This window comes from Streptomyces sp. NPDC049813 (assembly GCF_044465085.1).
GTDB lineage: Bacteria > Actinomycetota > Actinomycetes > Streptomycetales > Streptomycetaceae > Streptomyces.
Genome location: NZ_JBITLI010000024.1, coordinates 66601 through 89061 on the forward strand (window position 1 = coordinate 66601; position 22461 = coordinate 89061).

A 22461-nucleotide genomic window follows, 5' to 3' on the forward strand; every position below is an offset into this window, starting at 1 on the left:
GGCCCATGAGGCTGCGGCGAAGCCGCATGCCTTCAGGGGCGCGGGGAACTGCGCGACCAGCCCCCACCGGACGTACAGACAAACGGGGGCGCACGCAGTGCGCCTTTGGGGGCGCGGGGAACTGCGCGACCAGCCCCCACCGGGCCCGCAGACGGAGACAGGTCCCTAGACGCCGGTCGTCTTCAGGGCGAGCCACAGCTCCATGCGGACGTCGGGGTCGTCGAGGGAGCGGCCCAGGATCTCCTCGACCCGCCGCATCCGGTACCGCAACGTATGCCGATGCACCCCCAGATCCGCGGCAGCGGCATCCCACTGCCCGTGCCGCGACAACCACGCCCGCAGCGAGGCGACCAGGTCCCCCCGCCCGGTCGCGTCGTGCTCCCGCAGGGCCCGCAGCAACCCGTCCGCGAACGCCCGCACCGCGTCGTCCCCGAGCAACGGCAGGATCGACCCCGCGGCGACGTCCTCGTGCTCCACCAGCACCCGCCCGCGCCGCCGCGCGACGGACAGCGCCTGCTCGGCCTGGCGGAACGCGGTCGCCGCGGCGATCGGCCCGGACGGCGCGGAGAACCCGATGACCAGCTCGTCCCCGGCGGAGCCCTCCGCACGGGTCGCCTCCAGCACCTCGGCGTACTGCACGCACGCCTCCGCGGCCGCTCCCCCGTCGACGACGAGCAGCACCGCGCGCTCCCCGTCCGGGACGACGAGCACCGCCTCCCCGGCCCGCGCGGCGGCGGACTCGACGACGTCCGCGAGGACGGTCAGCGGGTCACCGGCGGCGCCCCCCGCCCCGGTCACCGCCTCCGCGAGCAGCAAGGACGTCCCGGTGCCCGCCGTGATCCCGGCCGACGTGCCGGCCGCCGGCGCGACCCCGGAGGGCGGCGGCGCCACGGCCTCCGCCGCCACCATCCGGAACGGCGCGTCCAGCAGCGCCCCGTACAGATCGCCGGCGACGGCCCGGGCGTGGTCGGGCTCGCCCGCCAGCAGCATCCGCAGCACCGCCGCGCCGATCCGCTGCTCGGCGGCGTACAGCGCCCGCGACCGTTCGGTGGTGAGCGTCAGCAGGGCGATCGCGGAGTGCAGCGCGTACCGCTCGGCGGTGCCGAGGGTGGCCGCCGTGCCGACGGCGAGCGCGGCGCGGGCCCGGCGGCCCGTGCCGATGGAGTGCAGTTCGACGCGGTCGTCGCCGTCGCCCGCGACGACCGCGCTGGCCGGGGCGGGCCGCTCCCGCAGCCGTTCGACGTCGGCGGTGAGCCGGGCGGCCCGGCGGCCCGCCCACTCGGGCGCGGTGGCGACGACGGCGCCCGAGGCGTCGTACAGCGCGGCCCAGCCGTTCACCTGCCCGGCGAGCACGGCGAGGATCCCCTCGGGCCCCTCGTTCAGCGCCTGCTTCGTCAGCTCGCGCTGCGCGGCGAAGCCGGAGGTGACGGCCCGGTACTGGTCGGCGGCGATGGCCGCGGAGACCGCCTTGCTGATGGCGAGGAACGGGGTGCGGGGCGGCACTTCGAGCAGCGGCAGCCGTTCCTCCCGGGCCGCCCGCACGAGTGCCTCCGGTACGGCGTCGTAGTTGACGCCGACCGCGAAGCCGAGGCCGACCACGCCCGCGGCGCAGAGCCGCCGCACGTAGCGGCGCATCGCCTCGGCGTCCTCGGCGTCCAGCTTGAGGGCGGTGATCAGGAGCAGTTCGCCGCCCTCCATGTAGGGGACGGGGTCGGCGAGTTCGCTCACGTGGGCCCAGCGGACGGGGGTGTCCAGATGGTCCTCGCCCGCCCGCACGGTGAGTTTCAGTGCCGAATGGTGGACGAGCGAGGCGAGCGTGGGCGGCATGGGGCGGCCTTCGGGTGAGCGGAAGTACGTGGGGGGGACCGAAAGTGTGAAGCTTTTGGCCGGTCCGTATGAACGACCAGTGCCGATTCTGCCTCACCGTACGTACTGCGGGCGGCCACCCCCGGCGATTCTCAGCGCACCTTCAGGTCCGTGCAGGTCCGTGCTGGTCCGTGCGCGCCGGGTCAGCTCCGCAGCCGCACCAGGAGCGGCGGCGCGTGCTCCCCGCGCACGGTGGTGAGCGAGAGCACGGCGTGGCCGGGCGGCACGGCGTGCGCCAGGTCGGAGGCGGACCAGCGTTCGCGCTCGACCTGGCGGACGGTGACCGCGCGGGCGGTCGGCGCGCGCCCGGTGATCACCCGGCGCACGGCGTGCAGGGCCTTGCCCGCGGGGGTCTCGGCGATGATCTGCCGGTCGGTGACGTCGCGGGCCTCGGTCCACTCCTTGCCCCACACCTCGGCGAAGTCCTGCCCGTCCCAGGGGGTGAGCCCGGACAGCGCCATCCGGCAGCCGACGGAGCCGAGCAGCGGTCCGCGCAGCGGGCGGGGCACGTCGTCGAGGGTGCGCAGGGTCAGCACGGCGCCCGCGTTGGCCGAGCGCAGCCGCTGGAGGCCGCGGACGGCCTGCGGCGTGACGACCCCGGTGGCGTCGTCCAGGATCAGGCAGGCGAAGAGCGAGCGGTCCTCGCGGACGGCGACGCTCGTCATGAACTGCGCGAGCACGAGCCGCGCCAGGATGCGCGAGGCGTCGGCGTGGCCGCGCTCGGGCAGGTCGACGCGGACCCGGACCGGGTGGTCGAGGGCGCGCAGCGAGAAGGGCCGGGTGGCGCCGGAGGTGTCGAAGAACGCGGCGAAGGCGGGCCGGTCGAGCAGGGCGATCCGGTCGGCGAGCACCGCGCCGACGTCGCCGGGGTGCCCCAGCTGGCGTTCGCGGGCGTCGAGTTCGCGCAGCATCGCCTCGTGGCCCGCTTCGGTGAGCGCGGTGCGCAGGGCGCCGAGCGCCGCCGGTGAACCGTCGAGGAGGCGGCGCAGCTCGGGCACGGAGGGGAAGCGGCCGTGGACGGTGAAGTAGGGGCCGAGGAGCTGACCGAGGACGGTCGTGGAGCGCCGGCTGTCGCCGCCGGGGTGCGGGTCGGTGAGGTCGCCGACGAGCGCCTCTGCGAGGACGGCCGCGGCCTCGTCCGGGTCGGTGCTGCCGCCGTAGAGGTCGAGGTCGTAGACGGAGTCGGGCCGGCCGACGCCGACGACGACGTCGTAGGTGTCGGGCGAGCCGAGCCCCGCGCCCGCCGCTCCCACCACGACCACGGCGGCCCGTCCGGCGAGCGCGCCCAGGCAGAGCGACTCCGCCAGCGGCCACACGACGCCGCTCGTCTTGCCCGCGCCGGGCGGGCCGACGGCCAGCAGCGAGGTGCCGACCAGGTCGGGGCCGAGGGCGAGGCCGACGCCGCGGTAGGCGTAGGGGTTGCGGTCGTCGTCGGCGGCGGTGCCGATCCTGACCTGGGCGGTGGCGAGGTCGTGGCGGGCGGCGCGGGCGGGCAGGTCGCGGGTGCCCGAGGGGTGCGGGCAGGCGGCGGCGCCGTCCTGGGCGACGGCGGCGGTGAACGAGGCGAGGCTGTGCCGGCCGCGCCGGACGCCCTGCCAGGCGCGGGCGATGCGGGCGTGGTCGACGTCGCGCATCAGCCCCGCGCGGGCGTCGGCGCCGAGCCGCTCGGCGGCGTCGACGGCGCCCGCCTCGCGCAGCTGGGGCCACTGGGCGGGGTCGGCGTCCGGCGCGGGGGCCCGCTCGGGTCCTGCGGGGGCGGCGGTGCGCCAGGCGGGGTAGCCGAAGCGGCGCCAGACCTCGCCCCAGCGGCCGAGCCGGCCGACGGCGACCGCGATGCCGACCGCGAAGATCGCGTAGTAGAGGTAGACCACGACGACGGAGGCGACCGAGTGCGGTGAGGCCCAGGAGTCCGGGACCATCGCGTACAGCGGCAGCAGCCACCAGCCGCCCAGGTAGCCGTTCCACAGCAGCGACCAGACGAGCCAGCCGACGAGGAACGCGATGAGCGCCCCGCTGAGCAGCTGCCGGGTCGGGGTGCGCTCGGGCTCCTGGGCCGCCCGGGGCCGGTGTCCGAACCGCCAGACGCCGGGCGCGGCGGCGGGCCGGGGCGTGCGCAGCCAGGTCAGGAACGCGCTGCCCGCGGAGCCGCTCTGCTCGCCGGGCGCGTGGGCGGGGCGCGGCGGCGGCACCGCCCCGCCGGGGGGCAGCCCGCGCTCCCCGGCGAAACCGCCCGTGCCCTGCATGCCCTCGCTGCTCATGGCCTTCCCCCTGACCTGGCGGTCCGTCCGTCACCCAGCACGTAGATCCGGGCTCAATCTAGTGCCCGTGTCCAGGGAGTCCACTGCTGACGTGGCGCGGTGTCCGCCGCGTGCCGCCGGGCACGGCTGTCCATCCCGGACAACCCGCCCGTCCGACCCCACCCGAATGGAGCATGACCGGCCCCGGCGGGCGCACCTAACCTGCGAGAACATCCCCCGATCCACCCGGCGAGACCGGAAATCTGAACCAGGAGCCCCGCATGAGCGACATCCCGCAGGAGCGCCGCGTCGTCACCGCCATCCCCGGCCCGAAGTCGCAGGAGCTGCAGGCCCGCCGCCTCGCGTCGGTCGCGGCCGGTGTGGGCTCCACGCTGCCGGTCTTCACCGCCCGGGTGGACCGCGGCATCATCGAGGACGTCGACGGCAACCGTCTGATCGACTTCGGCTCCGGCATCGCGGTGACCTCGGTCGGCGCGAGCGCCGAGGCGGTCGTGCGCCGGGCCTCCGCCCAGCTCCAGGACTTCACCCACACCTGCTTCATGGTCACGCCGTACGAGGGGTACGTCGAGGTCGCCGAGGCGCTGGCCGAGCTGACGCCGGGCGACCACGCCAAGAAGTCGGCGCTGTTCAACTCGGGCGCCGAGGCCGTGGAGAACGCGGTCAAGATCGCCCGTGCGTACACCAAGCGCCAGGCGGTCATCGTCTTCGACCACGGCTACCACGGCCGTACGAACCTGACGATGGCGCTGACCTCGAAGAACATGCCGTACAAGCAGGGCTTCGGCCCGTTCGCCCCCGAGGTGTACCGGGTGCCGGTGGCGTACGGCTACCGCTGGCCGACCGGCGCGGAGAACGCCGGTCCGGAGGCGGCCGCCCAGGCGATCGACGAGATCACCAAGCAGGTCGGCGCGGAGAACGTCGCCGCGATCATCATCGAGCCGGTGCTCGGCGAGGGCGGCTTCATCGAGCCGGCCAAGGGCTTCCTGCCGGCGGTGCGCCAGTTCGCCGCGGACCACGGCATCGTCTTCGTCGCGGACGAGATCCAGTCCGGCTTCTGCCGCACCGGCCAGTGGTTCGCGTGCGAGGACGAGGGCATCGTGCCCGACCTGATCACGACCGCCAAGGGCATCGCGGGCGGCCTTCCGCTGGCCGCCGTGACCGGCCGGGCCGAGATCATGGACGCCGCGCACGCGGGAGGCCTCGGCGGCACCTACGGCGGCAACCCGGTGGCCTGCGCCGGTGCGCTCGGCGCCATCGAGACGATGAAGGAGCTCGACCTCAACGCCCGCGCGCAGGAGATCGAGCGGACGATGAAGGCCCGCCTGTCGGCCATGGCGGAGAAGTTCTCCGTCATCGGCGACGTGCGCGGCCGCGGCGGCATGATCGCCATCGAGCTGGTGAAGGACCGCACGACCAAGGAGCCGCACCCGGAGGCGACCGCCGCCCTCGCCAAGGCCTGCCACGCCGAGGGGCTGCTCGTCCTGACCTGCGGCACCTACGGCAACGTGCTGCGCTTCCTGCCCCCGCTGGTGATCGGCCAGGACCTCCTGAACGAGGGCCTGGACATCATCGAGAACGCGTTCGCCGCGCTCTGACCCCGCCGCCCGAGGGCCGCGACGGTCGGGCCATGTGAAGAAGGTGTGGGGGCCCGATGGCAGGTTGGCCAAGCCGCTGTCGCGCCCCCGGGCCGCTGCCGTACGGTTCCTGCAGATGAGAGAAACACCCCGCCCACAGGGGACTGTGGGCGATGCCGGGTCGGAGCCTCCCCAGCCCCGCCCTGGTCGTGCCCTCGCGCACACACCCGGAGCTTCCGGCTCCGGAACTCCTCACCGATCGGACGGCCGCCCGCCCCACACCCCCCGGGGCGCGCGGCACGCCGGTCCGTTCGGCCGGCCCGGAACTACCCCCCCTGTTCCGGGCCGGCCGACCATTTTTCCCGCGCTTCTCGCGGGCCTCGCCCTTCTCCTGTTCGCCGGGCTCACCTGGCAGGTCGCGGTGGACGGTCCGCTCCTGGCCCCCGACGAGCGCCTCGGCGACGCGACCCGCACGAGCGCGCTCCCCGCGGGACCCGCCGAGTTCTTCGCCGACCTGGGGAACATGTCGGTGGCGCTGCCGGTCCTCGCGCTCACCCTCGCCTACGTCACCTGGCGCACCCGGCAGTGGTTCCCGGCCCTGGTGGCGCTGGTCACGATGGCGCTGGTGCCGGCCCTGGTCGTGCCGCTCCAGGCCGGTCTCGCCCGGCCCGGACCGCCGCCGATGGCCCCGGCGACCGGTTTCTTCCCGTCCGGCCACACGGCGACGGCGGCGGTCGCCTACGGCCTGTGCGTCCTGCTGCTGCGGGCGGTGTTCCGTACACGTGCGACGGCCCACGGCTGCGTCGTGGTGAACGCGGCCGTGGGCCTCGGTCTGGTCCGCCAGGGGTATCACTGGCCGGTGGACGTGGTCGGCAGCTGGTGCCTGGCGGTCCTGCTGCTGACCGCCGCCGCCTGGGCGATCAGCCGAAGTAGGCGTCGAAGTTCTTCTGGAACTCCCAGGCGTTGAACCGGTCCCAGTTCACCGACCACGTCATCAGGCCGCGCAGGGCCGGCCAGGTGCCGTGGGTGGTGTAGGAGCCGCAGTCGGTCTTCTTGGTGAGGCAGTTGAGCGCCTTGACCGTCTCGGCCGGGGCGACGTAACCGTTGCCCGCGTTCACGGAAGCCGGCATGCCGATCGCGACCTGGTCCGGGCGCAGCGGCGGGAAGACGTTGGCCGCGTCGCCCGCGACCGGGAAGCCCGTGAGGAGCATGTCGGTCATCGCGATGTGGAAGTCGGCGCCGCCCATGGAGTGGTACTGGTTGTCGAGGCCCATGATCGGGCCGGAGTTGTAGTCCTGGACGTGCAGCAGCGTCAGGTCGTCGCGCAGGGCGTGGATGACCGGGAGGTACGCGCCGCAGCGCGGGTCCTGGCCGCCCCACTTGCCGGAGCCGTAGAACTGGTAGCCGTTCTGGACGAAGAAGGTCTCCGGGGCCATGGTCAGGACGAACTTCTCGCCGTACTTGGCCTTCAGGGTCTTCAGCGCCGAGATCAGGTTGACGATGACCGGCGTGGTCGGGTTCCTGAAGTCCGTGTCGCCGGTGTTCAGGGAGAGGGAGTGGCCCTCGAAGTCGATGTCCAGGCCGTCGAGGCCGTAGGTGTCGATGATCTTCGAGACCGAGGTGACGAAGGCGTCGCGGGCGGCCGTCGTGGTCAGCTGGACCTGGCCGTTCTGGCCGCCGATCGAGATCAGCACCTTCTTGCCCGCGGCCTGCTTGGCCTTGATCGCGGCCTTGAAGTCGGCGTCCGACTCGACGTTCGGGCACTCGGTGACCGGGCAGCGGTTGAAGCGGATGTCGCCCGAGGTCACCGAGGTCGGCTCGCCGAAGGCGAGGTCGATGACGTCCCAGCTGTCGGGGACGTCGGCGAGGCGGGTGTAGCCGGCGCCGTTGGCGAAGCTGGCGTGCAGGTAGCCGACGAGCGCGTGCGCGGGCAGGTCACCGGAGCCCCCGCCCGGGTTGCCGGTGCCCTGGGCCGTGGTGGCGGTGACCGCCGCCGACTTCGCGGACTCGCCCGCGTCGTTGAGCGCGGTGACCTGGAGGCTGTACGCGGTGGCGGGCGTCAGGCCGGTCAGGGTCGCCGAGGTGCCGGTCACCGTGCGGGACCTGGTGCCGTTCGTGTAGAGCGCGTAGCTCGTGGCGCCCGGGACCGCGGTCCAGGAGAGGGCGACGCTGGTGGCGGTGGTGGAGCCGGTCCGCAGGCCGGTGGGCGCCGTCGGCGGGACGGGGGCCTCGGTGCCGGGGCCGAGCAGGGTGATGTCGTCGGCGTTGTAGGCGGGCGTGCCGTACCAGCCGTGGGTGTAGATCGTGACCTTGGTGGTGGCGGGCCCGGTGCGGAAGGTCGTGGTCAGCAGCTGCCAGTCGGGGGCGGACGCGGTCCAGGTCGACACGTCGGTGGTGCCGGTGCCGCTCGCGCCGAGGTAGACGTAGGAGCCGCGGACGTAACCCGAGAGGGTGTAGGCGGAGTCCGGCTTCACGGTGACGGTCTGGGAGCACTGGGCGTTGTCGGACGCGTTCGGCGTGGCGCGCAGGGACGCCGCGCCGCCGTGCACCGGTGAGGTGACCGTCGCGCCGCTGTTCGCCGAGCAGGTCCAGCCGGTCAGCGACGACTCGAAGCCGCCGTTCTTCGCCAGGTCGGCGTCGGCCGCGCCGGCGGTCGGCGCGGCGAGGGCGGTGAGGCCGGTCGCGGCGAGCGCGGCGGCCGTGAGCGCGGTGAGCAGCCGGCCGCCGATACGGGGCCGGGGTCTGGGTCGGTCCATGGGTGCCTCCGGACGGGGCGGGGGAAGGGGCACGGGGAGTGCGCCCGACGGGGTCGCACGGGCGCACGGGGAAGTGCGCCCAACTTGGTCCAGACCAATTCGGTTGTCAAGGCTTTCAGCAGCCCCTGCTCCCCCGCTCCTCCCCAGCTCCGCGTGCCAGTTGGGCGGCGGCCTCGTGCATCGCGAGCTCCAGCAGCCCCGGATCGGTGAGCGTGCCGGAGCCGTCCGGCTCCACCAGCCAGCGCACCCCGCCGGCCGCGCGCCCGGGGCGGGGCACCACGATCCAGGTGCCGAGCCCCGCGCCGCGCACGCCCGTGCCGAGCCAGCGGGAGACCGTGCCCGGGGGCACGAAGAAGCCGATGCGGGCGTCGCCGAAACCGGCCAGGACCGGGCCCGGGCGGCCGACGACGCGGTGCAGGACGTCGAGCGTGGGGTGGCCGAGATCCCCCGGCAGGACCAGCACGTCCCACTTCTTCCCCGCGGGCAGCAGCGCCACCGCGAGCGGATCGTGCCGCCACTCGCGGCGGCACGCCGCCGGGTCCGGCGCCACCGCCACGAGCCACTCGACCGCCGACCCAATCTCCGAGCCCGTCATGATCCGGACCTCCCTGTGCACTGCGACGCGGATGTGTCACGAGGGAGAGCGGCCGCGGGGCCGGGCGTTACGCGGGTTCGGGCGGCTTCTTCGCGCGCCGGTCCGCGCGGCCCGCGTCAGCTGTCGAAGCCGAGGCCCAGGGTGTCCATCGCCCGCAGCCACAGGTTGCGGCGCCCGCCGTTGTCGTCGGCGCGGGCCAGCGACCACTTGGTGAGGGCGATGCCGGTGTACGCGAACGGCTCCGGCGGGAAGGGCAGCGGCTTCGTGCGGACCATCTCCAGTTCGGTACGGTCCGTGCGCTCGCCGGAGAGCAGGTCGAGCATCACGTCCGCGCCGAAGCGGGTCGCGCCGACGCCCAGGCCGGTGTACCCGGCGGCGTAGGCGACCCGGCCGCCGTGGGCGGTGCCGAAGAACGCCGAGAAGCGCGAGCAGGTGTCGATCGCGCCGCCCCACGCGTGCGTGAAGCGCACCCCCTCCAGCTGCGGGAAGCAGGTGAAGAAGTGGCCGGCGAGCCGCGCGTACGTCTCGGGCCGGTGGTCGTGCTCCTCGCGCACGCGGCCGCCGTAGGGGTAGATCGCGTCGTAGCCGCCCCACAGGATCCTGTTGTCCGCGGACAGGCGGAAGTAGTGGAACTGGTTGGCCGCGTCGCCGAGCCCCTGGCGGTTCTTCCAGCCGATGGACTCCAGCTGGGCGGCGGTGAGCGGCTCGGTCATCAGCGCGTAGTCGTAGACCGGCACCGTGTACGAACGCACTCGCTTGACCAGGGACGGGAAGACGTTCGTGCCGAGGGCCGCGTGCCGGGCGAAGACCCGGCCGTAGGGGGTGCGGACCGCCACGCCGGTGCTGTGGGAGGCGAGGCGGGTGGCCGGGGTGTGCTCGTAGATCCGCACGCCGAGGTCCAGGCAGGCCCGGCGCAGGCCCCACGCGAGCTTGGCCGGGTGGAGCAGGGCGACGCCGTCGCGGTCGTACAGGGCGCCGAGGAAGGTCGGGGACGCGACCTGCTCGCGCACCTGCCCGGCGTCGAGCAGCTCAAGACCGCCGGCCAGCCCCGCCTCGTCCAACTCGGCGTAGAAGTCGCGCAGTTCGCTCACCTGATGCGGCTGTGTCGCCACGTCCAGTTCGCCGGTGCGCTCGAAGTCGCAGTCGATGCCGTAGCGGGCGACGGCGGCCTCGATGGCGTCGAGGTTGGCGGCGCCCAGCTCCTCCAGCTTCTTGATCTCGGCCGGCCAGCGGGCGAGCCCGTTGGCCGTGCCGTGGGTGAGGGAGGCGGCGCAGAAGCCGCCGTTGCGCCCGGAGGCGGCCCAGCCGATCTCCTTGGCCTCGACCAGGACGACGTCCCGGCCGGGGTCCCGCTCCTTGGCGAGCAGCGCCGTCCACAGGCCGCTGTACCCGCCACCGACGACCAGCAGGTCGCACCGCTCGTCGCCGGTGAGGGCGGGCAGCGCCCCGGGCCTGCCGGGGTCGTCCAGCCAGTACGGGACGGGCTTGGCGTCGGCGAGCGACGCGGTCCAGCGGTGCCCACGGTCCACACGATTCATGGCGCCAGCGGCCATGATTCCAACTCCCTCGAAAACGCTCTAGGAAACTGCCTTGTTCTTCCGCTTGCCGACCATCATTCCGGCCAGCACGCACACCACGGCGACGAGGAACATCGCCGTGCCGATGACATTGATCTGTACGGGCGTCCCGCGCTGCGCCGAACCCCAGACGAACATGGGGAAGGTGACGGTGGAGCCCGCGTTGAAGTTCGTGATGATGAAATCGTCGAAGGAGAGCGCGAAGGCGAGCAGCGCGCCCGCCGCGATGCCGGGCGCCGCGATCGGCAGCGTCACCCGCAGGAAGGTCTGCACGGGGCCCGCGTAGAGGTCCTGCGCGGCCTGCTCCAGGCGCGGGTCCATCGACATGACGCGCGCCTTCACGGCCGTCACCACGAAGCTGAGGCAGAACATGATGTGGGCGATGAGGATCGTCCAGAACCCCAGCTGGGCGCCCATGTTGAGGAAGAGCGTGAGCAGCGAGGCCGCCATCACGACCTCCGGCATGGCCATGGGCAGGAAGATCAGCGAGTTGACCGCGCCGCGCGCCCGGAACCGGTAGCGCACGAGCGCGAAGGCGATCATCGTGCCGAGGACGGTCGCGCCGAGCGTCGCCCACACCGCGATCTGCAGGCTGATCGAGAGCGAGCCGCACATGTCGGCGACGCCGCAGGGGTTCTTCCAGGCGTCCAGCGAGAACTGCTGCCATTCGTAGTTGAAGCGGCCTTTGGGTTTGTTGAAGGAGAAGACCGTGACAATGACGTTCGGCAGCAGCAGATAGGCGAGCGTGATCAGGCCCGCTATCACCACGAGATTCTTCCGGAGCCAGCGCATCAGACGAGATCCTCCGTTCCGGCCCGGCGAATGTAGAAGGTGACCATGAGGAGGATGGCCGCCATGAGGATGAAGGAGAGCGCCGCCGCGGTCGGATAGTCGAGGATGCGCAGGAACTGCGTCTGGATGACGTTGCCGACCATGCGGGTGTCGGTGGAGCCGAGCAGGTCCGCGTTGACGTAGTCGCCCGCCGCGGGGATGAAGGTGAGCAGGGTGCCGGAGACGACGCCGGGCATCGAGAGCGGGAAGGTCACCTTGCGGAAGGTGGTGGCGGGTGAGGCGTAGAGGTCGCCCGCGGCTTCGTGCAGCCGGCCGTCGATGCGCTCCAGGGACGTGTACAGCGGCAGGATCATGAAGGGCAGGAAGTTGTAGGTCAGGCCGCACACCACGGCGAGCGGGGTGGCCAGCACCCGGTCGCCCTCGGTCATCCCGAGCCAGGTCGTGACGTCGAGCAGGTGCAGGGTGTTGAGGGCGCCGACGACCGGGCCGCCGTCGGCGAGGATCGTCTTCCAGGCGAGCGTGCGGATCAGGAAGCTGGTGAAGAACGGCGCGATGACCAGGACCAGCACGACGTTGCGCCAGCGGCCCGCGCGGAAGGCGATGAGGTAGGCCAGCGGGTAGCCGAGCAGCAGGCACAGCGCCGTGGCGCAGCCCGCGTACAGCACGGAGCGCAGGAACTGCGGGTAGTAGTCGCCGAGCGCGTCCCAGTAGGTGGCGAAGTGCCAGGTGACCTTGAAGCCGTCCTCCAGTGACCCCTCCTGGACGGAGGTGGAGGCCTGGTAGACCATCGGCAGGGCGAAGAAGACCACCAGCCACAGGATGCCGGGCAGCAGCAGCCAGTACGGGACGAGACGGCCGCGCCGCCGGGGCCTGCGCGGGGTGTCGGTGGGCGCCTCGGGGGGCGCTTCGGTGAGGGTGCTCATGCCGCCGTGTCCTCCGCGACCTTCTCCACGCCCGCTCCGGCGTCCTGTCCCGCGTCGAGCCCGAAGGTGTGCGCGGGGTTCCAGTGCAGGACGACCTCGGCGCCGGGCACGAGCCGGGCGTCGCGCTCGATGTTCTGGGCGTAGACCTCGAAGGCGTCGCAGAGCGGGCTGTCGACGACGTACTGCGTGGAGACGCCGATGAAGCTGGAGTCCGCGATGCGGCCGGTGATGCGGTTGCGGCCGTCGGGCACGCCTGCCGCGTCGTCGGCGTGGGTGAGGGAGATCTTCTCGGGGCGCACGCCCACCAGCACCTTGCCGCCGGTGGCCGTGGCGGCGGAACAGCGCGCGGCGGGCAGGACCAGTGTGCCGCCGCCCGCCTTCAGCGTCAGGTCGTCACCGGCGCGCCCGGCGATCTCGGCGGTGATGAAGTTCGAGGTGCCGAGGAAGTTGGCGACGAAGGTGGAGGAGGGGTTCTCGTACAGGTCGGTGGGGGCGCCGAGCTGCTCGACGCGGCCGCGGTTCATCACGGCGACGGTGTCGGCCATGGTCATGGCCTCCTCCTGGTCGTGCGTGACGTGGACGAAGGTGATGCCGACCTCGGTCTGGATCCGCTTGAGCTCCAGCTGCATCTGGCGGCGCAGCTTGAGGTCGAGGGCGCCGAGCGGCTCGTCGAGCAGGAGCACCTTGGGGTGGTTGATGAGGGCGCGGGCCACGGCGACGCGCTGCTGCTGGCCGCCGGAGAGCTGCTGCGGCTTCTTACGGATGTGCTCGCCGAGCTGGACCAGGTCGAGCATCTCCTCGACCTGCTTCTTCACCGACTTGATGCCGCGCCGGCGCAGGCCGAAGGCGACGTTCTCGAAGATGTCGAGGTGCGGGAAGAGGGCGTAGGACTGGAAGACGGTGTTCACCGGCCGCTTGTGGGGCGGCAGCGCGGTGACGTCCTGGTCGCCGAGGTGAACCGTTCCTGTGGTCGGGTCCTCAAGACCCGCGATCATGCGCAGGGTGGTCGTCTTGCCGCAGCCGGAGGCGCCGAGCAGCGCGAAGAAGGAGCCCTGCGGGACGGTGAGGTCCAGCGGCCGGACGGCGGTGAACCCGTTGTCGTACGTCTTGCTGATCCCGGTGAGACGGACGTCGCCGCCGTGGTCGGTCGTCATGGTGTGTCCAAGGAGTCTGGGGGCGGGGGCGGGTACGGGCGGGGGCCGGCTCAGCCGCCGGACAGCCGGGCGAACTTCTCCTCGAACGACGTCTCTTCCTTCGCGGTGAGCGAGCGGAAGCTGTGCGCCTTGGCCGACATCGCCTTGTCGGGGACGATGAGCGGGTCGTTCGCGACGTCCTTGTCGATCTTGAGGAGTTCCGGCTTGACGACGGCGGCGTCGAGCGGCGTGACGTAGTTGATCCAGGCGGCCAGCTGGGCGCCGACGGCGGGCTCGTAGTAGTGGTCCATGAGCTTCTCGGCGTTCGTCTTGTGCCTGGCCTTGTTCGGCACCAGCATGTTGTCGGTCGACGAGATGTATCCGGCGTCCGGGATCGCGAACTCCACGTGCGGGTTGTCCGCCTGGAGCTGCACCACGTCACCGGCCCAGGCGAGGCAGGCCGCCAGGTCTCCCTTGCTCAGGTCGGCTATGTAGTCGTTGCCGGTGAAGCGGCGGACCTGGCTCTTGTCGACGGCCTTCTGCAGCCGTGCGATCGCGGCGTCGAAGTCGTCCGCCGTGAAGTCGCGCGGGTCCTTGCCCAGGTCGAGCAGGGTCATCCCCACGGTGTCGCGCATCTCGGAGAGCAGGCCGACCTTGCCCTTGAGCTTCGGGTCGTCGAGCAGCTGGGAGACGGAGGTGATCTTCCGGCCGCCGGTGGCCTTCGTGTTGTAGGCGATGACCGTCGCGATGCCCTGCCAGGGGTAGGAGTAGGCGCGGCCCGGGTCCCAGTCGGGGTTGCGGAACTGGCCTGCCAGGTTGGTGTAGGCGTGCGGCAGGTGGGCCGGGTCGAGCTTCTGCACCCAGCCGTAGCGGATGAGGCGGGCGGCGAGCCAGTCGGTGAGCACGAGGATGTCGCGGCCGGTGTCCTGGCCCGCCGCGAGCTGCGGTTTGATCTTGCCGAAGAACTCGACGTTGTCGTTGATGTCCTCGGTGTACTTGACCTTGATCCCGGTGCGCTTCGTGAACGCCTCCAGGCTCGGCCGGTGCTTCTCGTCGTCGCTCATGTCGATGTACTCGGTCCAGTTGGAGAAGGAGATCTCCTTCTCCTTCGCCGAGTGGTCCTCGGACGAGATCCCGCCCCCGGACTTGCTCGCGGCCGGGATGCCGCAGGCGCTCAGCGTCCCGGCCCCGCCGACGGCGAGCGCGCCCAGCGCCGACCCGCGGATCAGGGACCGGCGGGAGAGGGCCGCCCGGGTCCTGCTGGTGGTCATGCTCCGCCGGACAGCGGCCACTTGGGCTGGGGACAGGCGGTCGGACTCGTACTGCTCCATGCGCGTGGTGCCCTTTCGGGAGGCCCTCGGAGCCCGGTGCCGGGCTCGTGCGGGAGGTCGGTTCACGGTCGGCGGTCCCCGAAGACCGTGCGGTGCCAGTCCTTCCTCGCGGTCGCCGTGTTGTCGAACATGACGTGCTTGACCTGCGTGTACTCCTCGAAGGAGTAGGCGGACATGTCCTTGCCGAAGCCGGATGCCTTATATCCGCCGTGCGGCATCTCGCTGAGGATCGGGATGTGGTCGTTGATCCACACGCACCCCGCCCGGATGGCACGGGTGGCGCGGTTCGCGCGGAACACGTCCCGGGTCCAGGCGGAGGCGGCGAGCCCGTAGGGGGTGTCGTTGGCGAGCCGGATGCCCTCGTCGTCGCTGTCGAAGGGCAGCACCACCAGGACGGGGCCGAAGATCTCGGACTGCACGGCCTCGCTGTCCTGCGCGGCGTCGGCGATGAGGGTGGGCCGGTAGTAGGCGCCGCGGGCGAGGTCGCCGCCGGGGGCCTCGCCGCCGGTGACCACGCGCGCGTAGCCGCGCGCCCGCTCGACGAAGCCCGCGACGCGGTCGCGCTGCGCGTGCGAGATGAGCGGCCCCAGGTCGGTGCCGTCGGCGAACGGGTCGCCGAGGCGCACCGTCGCCATCAGGTCCGCGACACCGGAGACGAAGGCGTCGTAGAGCGGGCGCTGCACGTACGCGCGCGTGGCCGCGGTGCAGTCCTGCCCGGTGTTGATGAGGGCGCCCGCGACGGCGCCGTGCACCGCGGCCTCCAGGTCGGCGTCGTCGAAGACGACGAAGGGGGCCTTGCCGCCGAGCTCCAGGTGGAGCCGCTTGACGGTGGTGGTGGCGATCTCGGCGACGCGCTTGCCGACGCCGGTGGAGCCGGTGAAGGAGGTCATGGCGACGTCGGGGTGGCCGACGAGGTGCTCGCCGGCGTCCCGGCCCGCGCCCGTGACGACGTTGACGACGCCGTCGGGGATGCCGGCCTCGGTCGCGGCCCGCGCGAAGAGCAGCGAGGTGAACGGGGTCAGCTCGGCGGGCTTGAGGACGATGGTGTTCCCGGCGGCGACGGCCGGCAGCACCTTCCACGCGGCCATCTGGAGCGGGTAGTTCCAGGGGGCGATGGAGCCGACGACGCCGATGGCCTCGCGCCGCACGTAGGAGGTGTGGTCGCCGCTGTACTCGCCGGCCGACTGGCCCTGTAGATGGCGGGCGGCGCCCGCGAAGAACGCGGTGTTGTCGACGGTCCCGGGGACGTCGAACTCGCGGCTCAGCTTGAGCGGCTTGCCGCACTGGAGCGATTCGAGGCGCGCGAACTCCTCGGCGCGCTCGGCCAGCACCCCGGCGAACCGGTGCAGCGCGTCGGAGCGTTCGCCCGGGGTCGCGCCCGACCAGCCGGGGAAGGCGGCGCGGGCGGCGGCGACGGCGGCGTCCACGTCGTCCGGGCCCGCCAGCTCGTACCGGAGCACGTCCGCGCCGGTGGCCGGGTCGACGACGGTGTGGGTGCGGCCCGAGGTGCCCCGGGCCGGACGTCCGCCGACGAAGTTCGTCCCGTCGGCGAAGCGCTCGCGCGCCGCATCGGCGACGGCCGCGGCCTGGAGGGGGTGGTCCGGGGTGGGGTGGTGCATGAGTGCTCGCTCTCGCTCTCCTGCGTCGGCGACCCGTCCCGGGCCCCCGACGTGGCTCCAGCTCGATTTGAGTGCCGATCCTGACAGAGGGCTGGTACGCCAACAAGTGATTCCGTTGTTGCCTTTTGGTTACGCGACGGAATCTGTCGACCAGGTGTCGAGTCACCCTGAAAAACCCAGGACGGAGTGTCCGTGGTGCGTGCCAGACTCGCGTGCATGGAGATCGACAGCAGGGAATCGCTGGTCGCGGCCCTCGCTGCGGGGGCGCGCGTGAAGTATCTGCACTTCTGGGGGCACGCTCCGCGCACGGACGGGGTGCTGGGCGCGAGCTGCCTGAGTCAGTGGTGGCCGTCGCCGTTCACCGTGGCGGGCGTGGAGTACGCGACGGCTGAGCACTGGATGATGGCGGCGAAGGCCCGGCTGTTCGCCGACGGGGAGGCCGAGCGCGCGGTGCTGGCGGCGGGCCACCCCGCGCAGGCGAAGGACGCGGGGCGACTGGTGCGGGGCTTCGACGACGCGGTGTGGCGGCGCGAGCGGTTCCGGATCGTCGTCGAGGGCAGCGTCCACAAGTTCGCCGCCGATCCGGGCCTGCGGTCGTTCCTGCTCGGCACGGGCGAGCGGGTGCTGGTCGAGGCGAGCCCGCTGGACCGGATCTGGGGCATCGGGCTCGCCGCGGACGACCCGGCGGCGCACTCCCCCGCGCAGTGGCGAGGACCGAACCTGCTGGGGTTCGCGCTGATGGCCGCCCGGGCCCGGCTGCGCTGACGCAGGCGGGCCCGGCCGTCACCCCGCCGGGGTTCCCCGGTTCGGGGTCAGGCGTTGAAGCCGATCAGCAGGCCGAGGAAGCCGAGCCCGACGACCAGGCCGAACGAGCCGCAGATGATCCCCGTCAGGGCCTGCCCCGGATTGGCGGCCTCGCCGCGCTTGGCCTTGCCGCGGCCGATCACGCCGAAGACGATGCCCAGGATGCCGAGGATGATGGCGAGCGGCCACATCAGGCAGAGCACGGCGGAGACGATGCCGGTCACCATGCCGGTGACCCCGAGCCCGTTGCTCGGCTGCGGCGGCATCCCGCCCGGCCAGCCGTACTGCGGCGGGACCCCGTACGGGGCGGGCTGCCCAGGGTGGGCGTACGGCGGGGCGGCCTGGTAGCTGCCGTAGGCCGGAAGGCCGGGGCCCGCGGGCGAGACCGGCGGGGGCGGCACCGGGCCACCGCCCTGCTGGGCGTGCGGCGGCGCGTACGGCGACTGCGGCTGGGGCGGCTGCGGGGCGTGACCACCCTGCGCCGGCTGCCCGTACGGAGCCTGCGGCGGCTGGGCGTACGGGCTCTGCGGAGCCTGGGGTGCCTGCGCCGCCTGGGCCGCGTGCGGTGGCTGGGGCGGCGCCGGGGACGGGGGCGGCACCTGGGGTGCCTTGGTGGCCGGCATCGCCGTCACCGTCTGGCTCTCGTGCAGGCCGCGGGCCTCGGGCCCCTGAGGCTGCCGGGCCGCCGCGTCCTGCGGCGCGGCCCAGGGGTCGTTCCCCTGTGGTGTGGTGCCGCCTGCCATGTGAAGCGCCCCCTCGGTTCGTCGGTCCCGTCATGCTACGGGTCACCCGGACCGGCCGGACCGCCGCCCGGGCGGGCCCGCATACGATGCCCGGGTACCCCGATCAGCCGATCACCCGAGTTCCTGGGGAGGAATCCGTGAGCCAGCGCATGCAGGCCTTCATCGCCGGACTGCCGAAAGCCGAACTCCACGTGCACCACGTGGGCTCCGCCTCGCCCAGGATCGTCTCGGCGCTCGCCGCCCGGCACCCCGACTCCGCCGTGCCCACGGACCCCGAGGCCCTCGCCGACTTCTTCACCTTCCGGGACTTCGCGCACTTCATCACCGTGTACCTGTCCGTGGTGGACCTGATCCGCACCCCGGAGGACGTACGGCTGCTCACCTACGAGGTGGCCCGCGACATGGCCCGGCAGAACGTGCGCTACGCCGAGCTGACCCTCACCCCCTTCTCCTCCACCCGGCGCGGCATCGACGCCCGCGCCTTCATGGACGCGATCGAGGACGCCCGCAAGGCCGCCGAGTCGGAGTTCGGCACGGTGCTGCGCTGGTGCTTCGACATCCCCGGCGAGGCGGGCCTGGAGTCGGCCGAGGAGACGGTGCGCCTGGCGACGGACGACGCGCTGCGCCCGGAGGGGCTGGTCTCGTTCGGCCTCGGAGGGCCCGAGATCGGCGTGCCCCGGCCGCAGTTCAAGCCCTACTTCGACCGGGCGCTCGCCGCGGGCCTGCACTCCGTGCCGCACGCGGGCGAGACGACCGGGCCCGGCACGGTGTGGGACGCCCTGACCTACCTGGGCGCCGAGCGCATCGGCCACGGCACGTCCAGCGCGCAGGACCCGAAGCTGCTCGCGCACCTCGCCGAGCGCGGCATCCCGCTGGAGGTCTGCCCGACGTCGAACATCGCGACGCGCGCGGTCGCCACGCTCGACGAGCACCCGCTGCGGCAGTTCGTGGAGGCGGGCGTGACCGTCACCATCAACTCCGACGACCCGCCGATGTTCTCCACCGACCTCAACACCGAGTACGCGGTGGCCGCCCGCCTCCTGTCGCTGGACGAGCGAAGCCTGGCCGAGCTGGCGAAGAACGCGGTGCACGCCTCCTTCCTCGACGCGCCGGGCAAGGCCAGGATCGCCGCGGAGATCGACATGTACACGGACGGCTGGCTCGCCGGCGCCTGAGCCCGCCCGGCCCACAATGGGGCCATGCGCACCCTGACTGCCGTGGCCCACCGGGGCGACCCGTACCGCGTCCGCGAGAACACCCTGCCGTCCCTGCGCTCCGCGCTGGACCAGGGCGCGGACGCGGTGGAGATCGACGTCCGACTGACCCGCGACGGGGTCCCCGTCCTCCTGCACGACGCGACGCTGAAGCGGCTGTGGGGACACGACCGCCCGCTGTCCGCGCTCTGCGCGCAGGAGGTGCGCGGGCTGACGGCGGGCGGCGTGCCCACGCTCGCCGACGCGCTCGCCGCGTCCGGGGGACCCGCCGGCGGCCGCGTCATGGTCGATCTGCCGGGCGCCGACGCGCGGACGGTGCGCACGGTCGTCGGCACCGTCCGGGAGTGCGGCGCCGAGGAGCGCGTCTACTACTGCGCGGGGGCCCGGGCGATGCTCCTGGTGCGGGCCGCGGACCCGGCCGCCGAAATCGCGCTGACCTGGACGACGCTGGCCCCGCCGCGCCCCGCCCTGCTGGCGGCGGTCCGCCCGCGCTGGCTCAACTACCGCTTCCCGCTGCTCGACCGGGAGCTGACGGCCCGCGTCCACCGCGACGGCTGCCTGGTCTCCGCCTGGACCCCGGACACCCGCCGCGCGATGCGCAGGCTGCTCGCGGCGGGCGTGGACTCGATCACGACGAACCGCGTCGACGTGCTGACGGCGCTGCGCGGGCCCGGGAGGTCCGGGAAGGTGTGACCGGGACGGGCCGGTGACGGACGGGCGGAGTTCTACTCTGCGGGGTGAAGGACGAGCAAGCAGCGTGCGGAGCCTGTTGCGCATGCGGCACGCCGTCATGGCGCGAAGAGTGGGGCAGAGTGGGCGACACGTTGCGGGATTCCGGCATTCGCGTGGTGGTCGTAGAAGGCATTCCCCTGATCCTGAACGGTCTGCGCTCCGCTCTGGAAAGCGGAGGGATGACCGTCGCCGCGGAAACGCGGGATGCGCGTGAGGGCGCGTGGGTGGTGCACGAGCAGAGGCCGGACGTGGTCATCGTCGACCTCGACCCGCCCGGTCGCGCGGGGATCGAGCTGCTGGAGCAGTTACGCCGGCAGTACCCGCAAGCCCGGCTGATCGCCGCGGTCTCCCCTGAACACGACGACGACAAGTTGCTGTTGACCACGCTGATGGCGGGAGGCACGGGATACCTGCTCAAGAACACGGAGACGACGGATCTGCTGCGTACCGTGCGGGCCGTTGCCCGGGGGTACGTCATAGTGGGGCCGCGGGGCGGCGGCGCCTTCTCCGCCCTGCTGACGAGCCTGGCCTCGGAATTCCGTGACGCGCTCCCGTTCCCGGTGCTCACGGACCGGGAACGGGAAGTGCTCCGGTTGGTCTCCTTCGGTTACGGAAATCGCCGGATAGCTCAGGAGTTGTTCATATCGGAGAAGACCGTGCGCAACTACGTCTCGGTCATTCTGCCGAAGATCCAGGTGGCGAGCCGGCAGGAGGCCATGGTCGCGGCGCAGTTGGCCGGCCTGCAGACCAACAGCCCCGGCACGGATGTGGGCGCGGGGACGGATGCCGGGCTGACGGACACATAGATGCCGGGCTGACGGACACGTAGACGGAGCGACGGGGCCCGGACATCACCCGCTGTGGGTGACGAGACCTGCCGCCAGGAGCCGGCGCAGGCTCCCGTCCACCTGCCGGGCGACCTCGGCGGAGTCCGCCGGCAGGCCCACCACGCGGGCGTAGGCCGTGCGCAGCGAGCCGGGGGCGCGTCCGTCGCACAGGGAGTAGACGGTCCATGAGCGCGCGTTCAGCCAGTGCATGCGCGCCGACCGGGCGGTGCTGACGATGAGCTGTCCGAGGCCGGGGAGGGCGCACGCGTCGACCGGTGCGACCCGCTCCAGGACCCCCTCCACGGGGGTCTCCGGCAGGCGCACGGCCGCCACCTCGGGTCCGGTCGCCGCAGCGGTGGTCCGCGCCGGGTACTCCGGGGCCTCGGCGTCCACCAGCCGCAGTGCGGTGAGGAGCCAGCCGGCGAACCGCCGCCCGTTCTCGGTCAGGGCCTCGTCGGGCAGCGACAGCACACACTCCGCGAGGCAGCGGGCCCGTTCGGCGGCGGTCCGGTACGTCCCGCCCCGCGCGGCGGGGGTGCCGGGGCTGGGCTCGTCGATCTCCTCGACCGTGGGAGGCGCTCCGAATCGCTCGCGCACCGTCTCGTCGGCGGTGGCCGCGGCCGCACGGAACACCTGCACATGGACGTAGAAATGCAGGGCGACGAAGACCCGGATGAGGGTCCACGAGCCGATCCGCCACGGGATCGGGACCCGTTCAGTGGGGTTCGCGACCAGGGAGCCCGTCCGCAGGGCGTCGAAGAGCTTGAGGTGGGCGCCCTCGTGGAGCAGGCTCTCGGCGGCGAGCCACGGACTGGCGCAGCGCTCGGGCGCCAGCAGCACCGCCGAGGGGAGCGGGTCGCCGCCGGACATCGACTGCAGGGGACCCTCCTCGCTCTCCCGGTGGGTGAAGCCGACCACGGTGACATGCCCGAGCACACCGGCCCCCGAGGCCGGCATCAGCGTCGCGAGGAGGGCCGCACCCTCGCGCAGGCCCGCCAGGGTCTCGTCCGTCGGGCGGACCGGAGCCGTCGCGCCGCTGCCCAGCGCGGCCCGGTACAGCGCCATGAGCCGCTCGCCCAGCTTCTTCTGCGCGTCGTCGCGCGGGGCCGGCTCCGTCAGCACCCAGGTGTCGCCGAGCTCCGGCCAGGCACGCAGATGCGGATCGGTGAGTGCTTCGCAGGGGCCCGTGGGGGGTGGTGTCTGCGCCGCACCGTCGCCCAGGCGGACGGCGAACGAACTGCGGTCGAGCCGGCCCCGCTCCAGCTCCACGAGGTCCACCTCGAAACAGTTGCGCAGCACCGGGTCGTACAACAGCGGGCGCAGTCGCTCGTCGGGCCCCGCGGCCGTCGTCCGCAGCACGTCGGCGCCCTCGGCGTCGTGGCGCGCCAGCATGGTCAGGCCCAGCCGGAACCGCGCGAGGTTGCGCTCGCCGATGGCGGCGGAGTCGCCGAACTGCCGGTCGGCGCTGAGCAGGGCGTCGGCGCGGGCCACGGCGTCGGTGGTCCCGACGGTGCCGACGGGCCCGGTGGAGGAGGAAGCGGGCATGAGGAACCGTCCCTTGTGCCGGTTTTCGTGGGGGCCGCCGGGCGGGGCCAGGCGGGGTCGGAACCGGGCCGGGGGGGGGGGGGGGGGGGGGGGGGGGGGGGGGGGGGGGGCGGGGGGGGGGGGGCGGGCGCGGGGGCGCCGGGCGGGGGGGGGGGGGGGGGGGGGGGGGGGC

18 protein-coding genes are annotated in these 22461 nt (G+C 73.1%); 6 read left to right on the forward strand and 12 right to left on the reverse strand.

Annotation, left to right across the window (positions count from 1 at the left end; all coding sequences use genetic code 11):
• Positions 1 to 165: 165 nt before the first annotated feature.
• Together ACIBW6_RS33650 and ACIBW6_RS33655 are read right to left on the reverse strand one after the other, a co-directional pair.
• Positions 166 to 1827, reverse strand: a complete 1662-nt coding sequence (locus ACIBW6_RS33650; protein WP_399066497.1) for a PucR family transcriptional regulator — start codon at positions 1825 to 1827, stop codon at positions 166 to 168.
• 182 nt (positions 1828 to 2009) lie between these two features.
• Positions 2010 to 4124 (reverse strand): ATP-binding protein, encoded by a 2115-nt coding sequence (locus ACIBW6_RS33655; protein WP_399066499.1) that lies wholly within the window; start codon positions 4122 to 4124, stop codon positions 2010 to 2012.
• Positions 4125 to 4384: 260 nt separating this feature from the next.
• Here ACIBW6_RS33655 and gabT point away from each other — a divergent pair, with 260 nt between their 5' ends.
• Together gabT and ACIBW6_RS33665 are read left to right on the forward strand one after the other, a co-directional pair.
• Complete coding sequence (gabT, locus tag ACIBW6_RS33660; protein ID WP_399066501.1) at positions 4385 to 5719, forward strand: 4-aminobutyrate--2-oxoglutarate transaminase; 1335 nt, start codon at positions 4385 to 4387, stop codon at positions 5717 to 5719.
• Between the two features lie 400 nt (positions 5720 to 6119).
• Positions 6120 to 6665, forward strand: a complete 546-nt coding sequence (locus ACIBW6_RS33665) for a phosphatase PAP2 family protein (RefSeq protein WP_399066504.1) — start codon at positions 6120 to 6122, stop codon at positions 6663 to 6665.
• On the opposite strand, the gene ACIBW6_RS33670 is transcribed toward ACIBW6_RS33665, so the two are convergent.
• The 8 genes from ACIBW6_RS33670 to ACIBW6_RS33705 form a co-directional block, all read right to left on the reverse strand.
• Positions 6619 to 8454: a chitinase gene (locus ACIBW6_RS33670; protein WP_399066506.1), complete on the reverse strand. Its 1836-nt coding sequence runs from the start codon at positions 8452 to 8454 to the stop codon at positions 6619 to 6621. The genes ACIBW6_RS33665 and ACIBW6_RS33670 overlap by 47 nt on opposite strands.
• Positions 8455 to 8569: 115 nt before the next feature.
• Entirely contained in the window at positions 8570 to 9049 is a 480-nt protein-coding gene (locus ACIBW6_RS33675; protein WP_399066507.1) for a hypothetical protein, read from the reverse strand.
• Positions 9050 to 9165: 116 nt separating this feature from the next.
• Positions 9166 to 10602 carry an NAD(P)/FAD-dependent oxidoreductase gene (locus ACIBW6_RS33680; protein ID WP_399066509.1) on the reverse strand — a complete coding sequence of 479 codons (1437 nt, stop codon included), beginning with the start codon at positions 10600 to 10602 and terminating at the stop codon, positions 9166 to 9168.
• Positions 10603 to 10626: 24 nt separating this feature from the next.
• Entirely contained in the window at positions 10627 to 11418 is a 792-nt protein-coding gene (locus ACIBW6_RS33685) for an ABC transporter permease (RefSeq protein WP_399066510.1), read from the reverse strand.
• A complete protein-coding gene (locus tag ACIBW6_RS33690; RefSeq protein ID WP_399066513.1) occupies positions 11418 to 12341 on the reverse strand; it encodes an ABC transporter permease in 924 nt (307 codons plus the stop codon). The genes ACIBW6_RS33685 and ACIBW6_RS33690 overlap by 1 nt, the downstream gene beginning before the upstream one ends.
• Entirely contained in the window at positions 12338 to 13495 is a 1158-nt protein-coding gene (locus ACIBW6_RS33695) for an ABC transporter ATP-binding protein (protein WP_399066515.1), read from the reverse strand. The genes ACIBW6_RS33690 and ACIBW6_RS33695 overlap by 4 nt, the downstream gene beginning before the upstream one ends.
• A gap of 50 nt (positions 13496 to 13545) precedes the next feature.
• The gene (locus ACIBW6_RS33700) at positions 13546 to 14805 is read right to left on the reverse strand and encodes a spermidine/putrescine ABC transporter substrate-binding protein (protein WP_399066517.1); all 1260 of its coding nucleotides are present in this window, start codon (positions 14803 to 14805) and stop codon (positions 13546 to 13548) included.
• Positions 14806 to 14867: 62 nt separating this feature from the next.
• A complete protein-coding gene (locus ACIBW6_RS33705; RefSeq protein ID WP_399066518.1) occupies positions 14868 to 16424 on the reverse strand; it encodes a gamma-aminobutyraldehyde dehydrogenase in 1557 nt (518 codons plus the stop codon).
• Between the two features lie 216 nt (positions 16425 to 16640).
• Between ACIBW6_RS33705 and ACIBW6_RS33710 the strand changes: the two genes are divergently transcribed.
• A complete protein-coding gene (locus ACIBW6_RS33710; RefSeq protein WP_399066520.1) occupies positions 16641 to 17189 on the forward strand; it encodes an NADAR family protein in 549 nt (182 codons plus the stop codon).
• A 47-nt stretch (positions 17190 to 17236) separates the two neighbouring features.
• On the opposite strand, the gene ACIBW6_RS33715 is transcribed toward ACIBW6_RS33710, so the two are convergent.
• Positions 17237 to 17971 (reverse strand): DUF4190 domain-containing protein, encoded by a 735-nt coding sequence (locus tag ACIBW6_RS33715; RefSeq protein ID WP_399066522.1) that lies wholly within the window; start codon positions 17969 to 17971, stop codon positions 17237 to 17239.
• Positions 17972 to 18120: 149 nt separating this feature from the next.
• Between ACIBW6_RS33715 and ACIBW6_RS33720 the strand changes: the two genes are divergently transcribed.
• The 3 genes from ACIBW6_RS33720 to ACIBW6_RS33730 all read left to right on the forward strand — a co-directional run bounded on the left by ACIBW6_RS33720 (position 18121) and on the right by ACIBW6_RS33730 (position 20723).
• Entirely contained in the window at positions 18121 to 19146 is a 1026-nt protein-coding gene (locus ACIBW6_RS33720) for an adenosine deaminase (protein WP_399066533.1), read from the forward strand.
• A gap of 24 nt (positions 19147 to 19170) precedes the next feature.
• Positions 19171 to 19878, forward strand: coding sequence for a glycerophosphodiester phosphodiesterase (locus ACIBW6_RS33725; RefSeq protein ID WP_399066524.1), 708 nt, complete (start codon positions 19171 to 19173; stop codon positions 19876 to 19878).
• 119 nt (positions 19879 to 19997) lie between these two features.
• Entirely contained in the window at positions 19998 to 20723 is a 726-nt protein-coding gene (locus tag ACIBW6_RS33730) for a LuxR C-terminal-related transcriptional regulator (protein ID WP_399066526.1), read from the forward strand.
• Positions 20724 to 20768: 45 nt separating this feature from the next.
• Here ACIBW6_RS33730 and ACIBW6_RS33735 read toward each other — a convergent pair whose 3' ends face one another.
• Entirely contained in the window at positions 20769 to 22289 is a 1521-nt protein-coding gene (locus tag ACIBW6_RS33735) for an aKG-HExxH-type peptide beta-hydroxylase (protein ID WP_399066528.1), read from the reverse strand.
• Between the last annotated feature and the right edge of the window lie 172 nt (positions 22290 to 22461).

Coding starts and splice junctions, on each gene's coding strand:
- ACIBW6_RS33700 (WP_399066517.1), bottom strand. CDS start 14,805: ATGGAGCAGTACGAGTCCGACCGCCTGTCCCCAGCCCAAGTGGCCGCT.
- ACIBW6_RS33715 (WP_399066522.1), bottom strand. CDS start 17,971: ATGGCAGGCGGCACCACACCACAGGGGAACGACCCCTGGGCCGCGCCG.
- gabT (WP_399066501.1), top strand. CDS start 4,385: ATGAGCGACATCCCGCAGGAGCGCCGCGTCGTCACCGCCATCCCCGGC.
- ACIBW6_RS33670 (WP_399066506.1), bottom strand. CDS start 8,454: ATGGACCGACCCAGACCCCGGCCCCGTATCGGCGGCCGGCTGCTCACC.
- ACIBW6_RS33710 (WP_399066520.1), top strand. CDS start 16,641: ATGGAGATCGACAGCAGGGAATCGCTGGTCGCGGCCCTCGCTGCGGGG.
- ACIBW6_RS33655 (WP_399066499.1), bottom strand. CDS start 4,124: ATGAGCAGCGAGGGCATGCAGGGCACGGGCGGTTTCGCCGGGGAGCGC.
- ACIBW6_RS33725 (WP_399066524.1), top strand. CDS start 19,171: ATGCGCACCCTGACTGCCGTGGCCCACCGGGGCGACCCGTACCGCGTC.
- ACIBW6_RS33650 (WP_399066497.1), bottom strand. CDS start 1,827: ATGCCGCCCACGCTCGCCTCGCTCGTCCACCATTCGGCACTGAAACTC.
- ACIBW6_RS33705 (WP_399066518.1), bottom strand. CDS start 16,424: ATGCACCACCCCACCCCGGACCACCCCCTCCAGGCCGCGGCCGTCGCC.
- ACIBW6_RS33690 (WP_399066513.1), bottom strand. CDS start 12,341: ATGAGCACCCTCACCGAAGCGCCCCCCGAGGCGCCCACCGACACCCCG.
- ACIBW6_RS33685 (WP_399066510.1), bottom strand. CDS start 11,418: ATGCGCTGGCTCCGGAAGAATCTCGTGGTGATAGCGGGCCTGATCACG.
- ACIBW6_RS33720 (WP_399066533.1), top strand. CDS start 18,121: ATGCAGGCCTTCATCGCCGGACTGCCGAAAGCCGAACTCCACGTGCAC.
- ACIBW6_RS33695 (WP_399066515.1), bottom strand. CDS start 13,495: ATGACGACCGACCACGGCGGCGACGTCCGTCTCACCGGGATCAGCAAG.
- ACIBW6_RS33735 (WP_399066528.1), bottom strand. CDS start 22,289: ATGCCCGCTTCCTCCTCCACCGGGCCCGTCGGCACCGTCGGGACCACC.
- ACIBW6_RS33680 (WP_399066509.1), bottom strand. CDS start 10,602: ATGGCCGCTGGCGCCATGAATCGTGTGGACCGTGGGCACCGCTGGACC.
- ACIBW6_RS33675 (WP_399066507.1), bottom strand. CDS start 9,049: ATGACGGGCTCGGAGATTGGGTCGGCGGTCGAGTGGCTCGTGGCGGTG.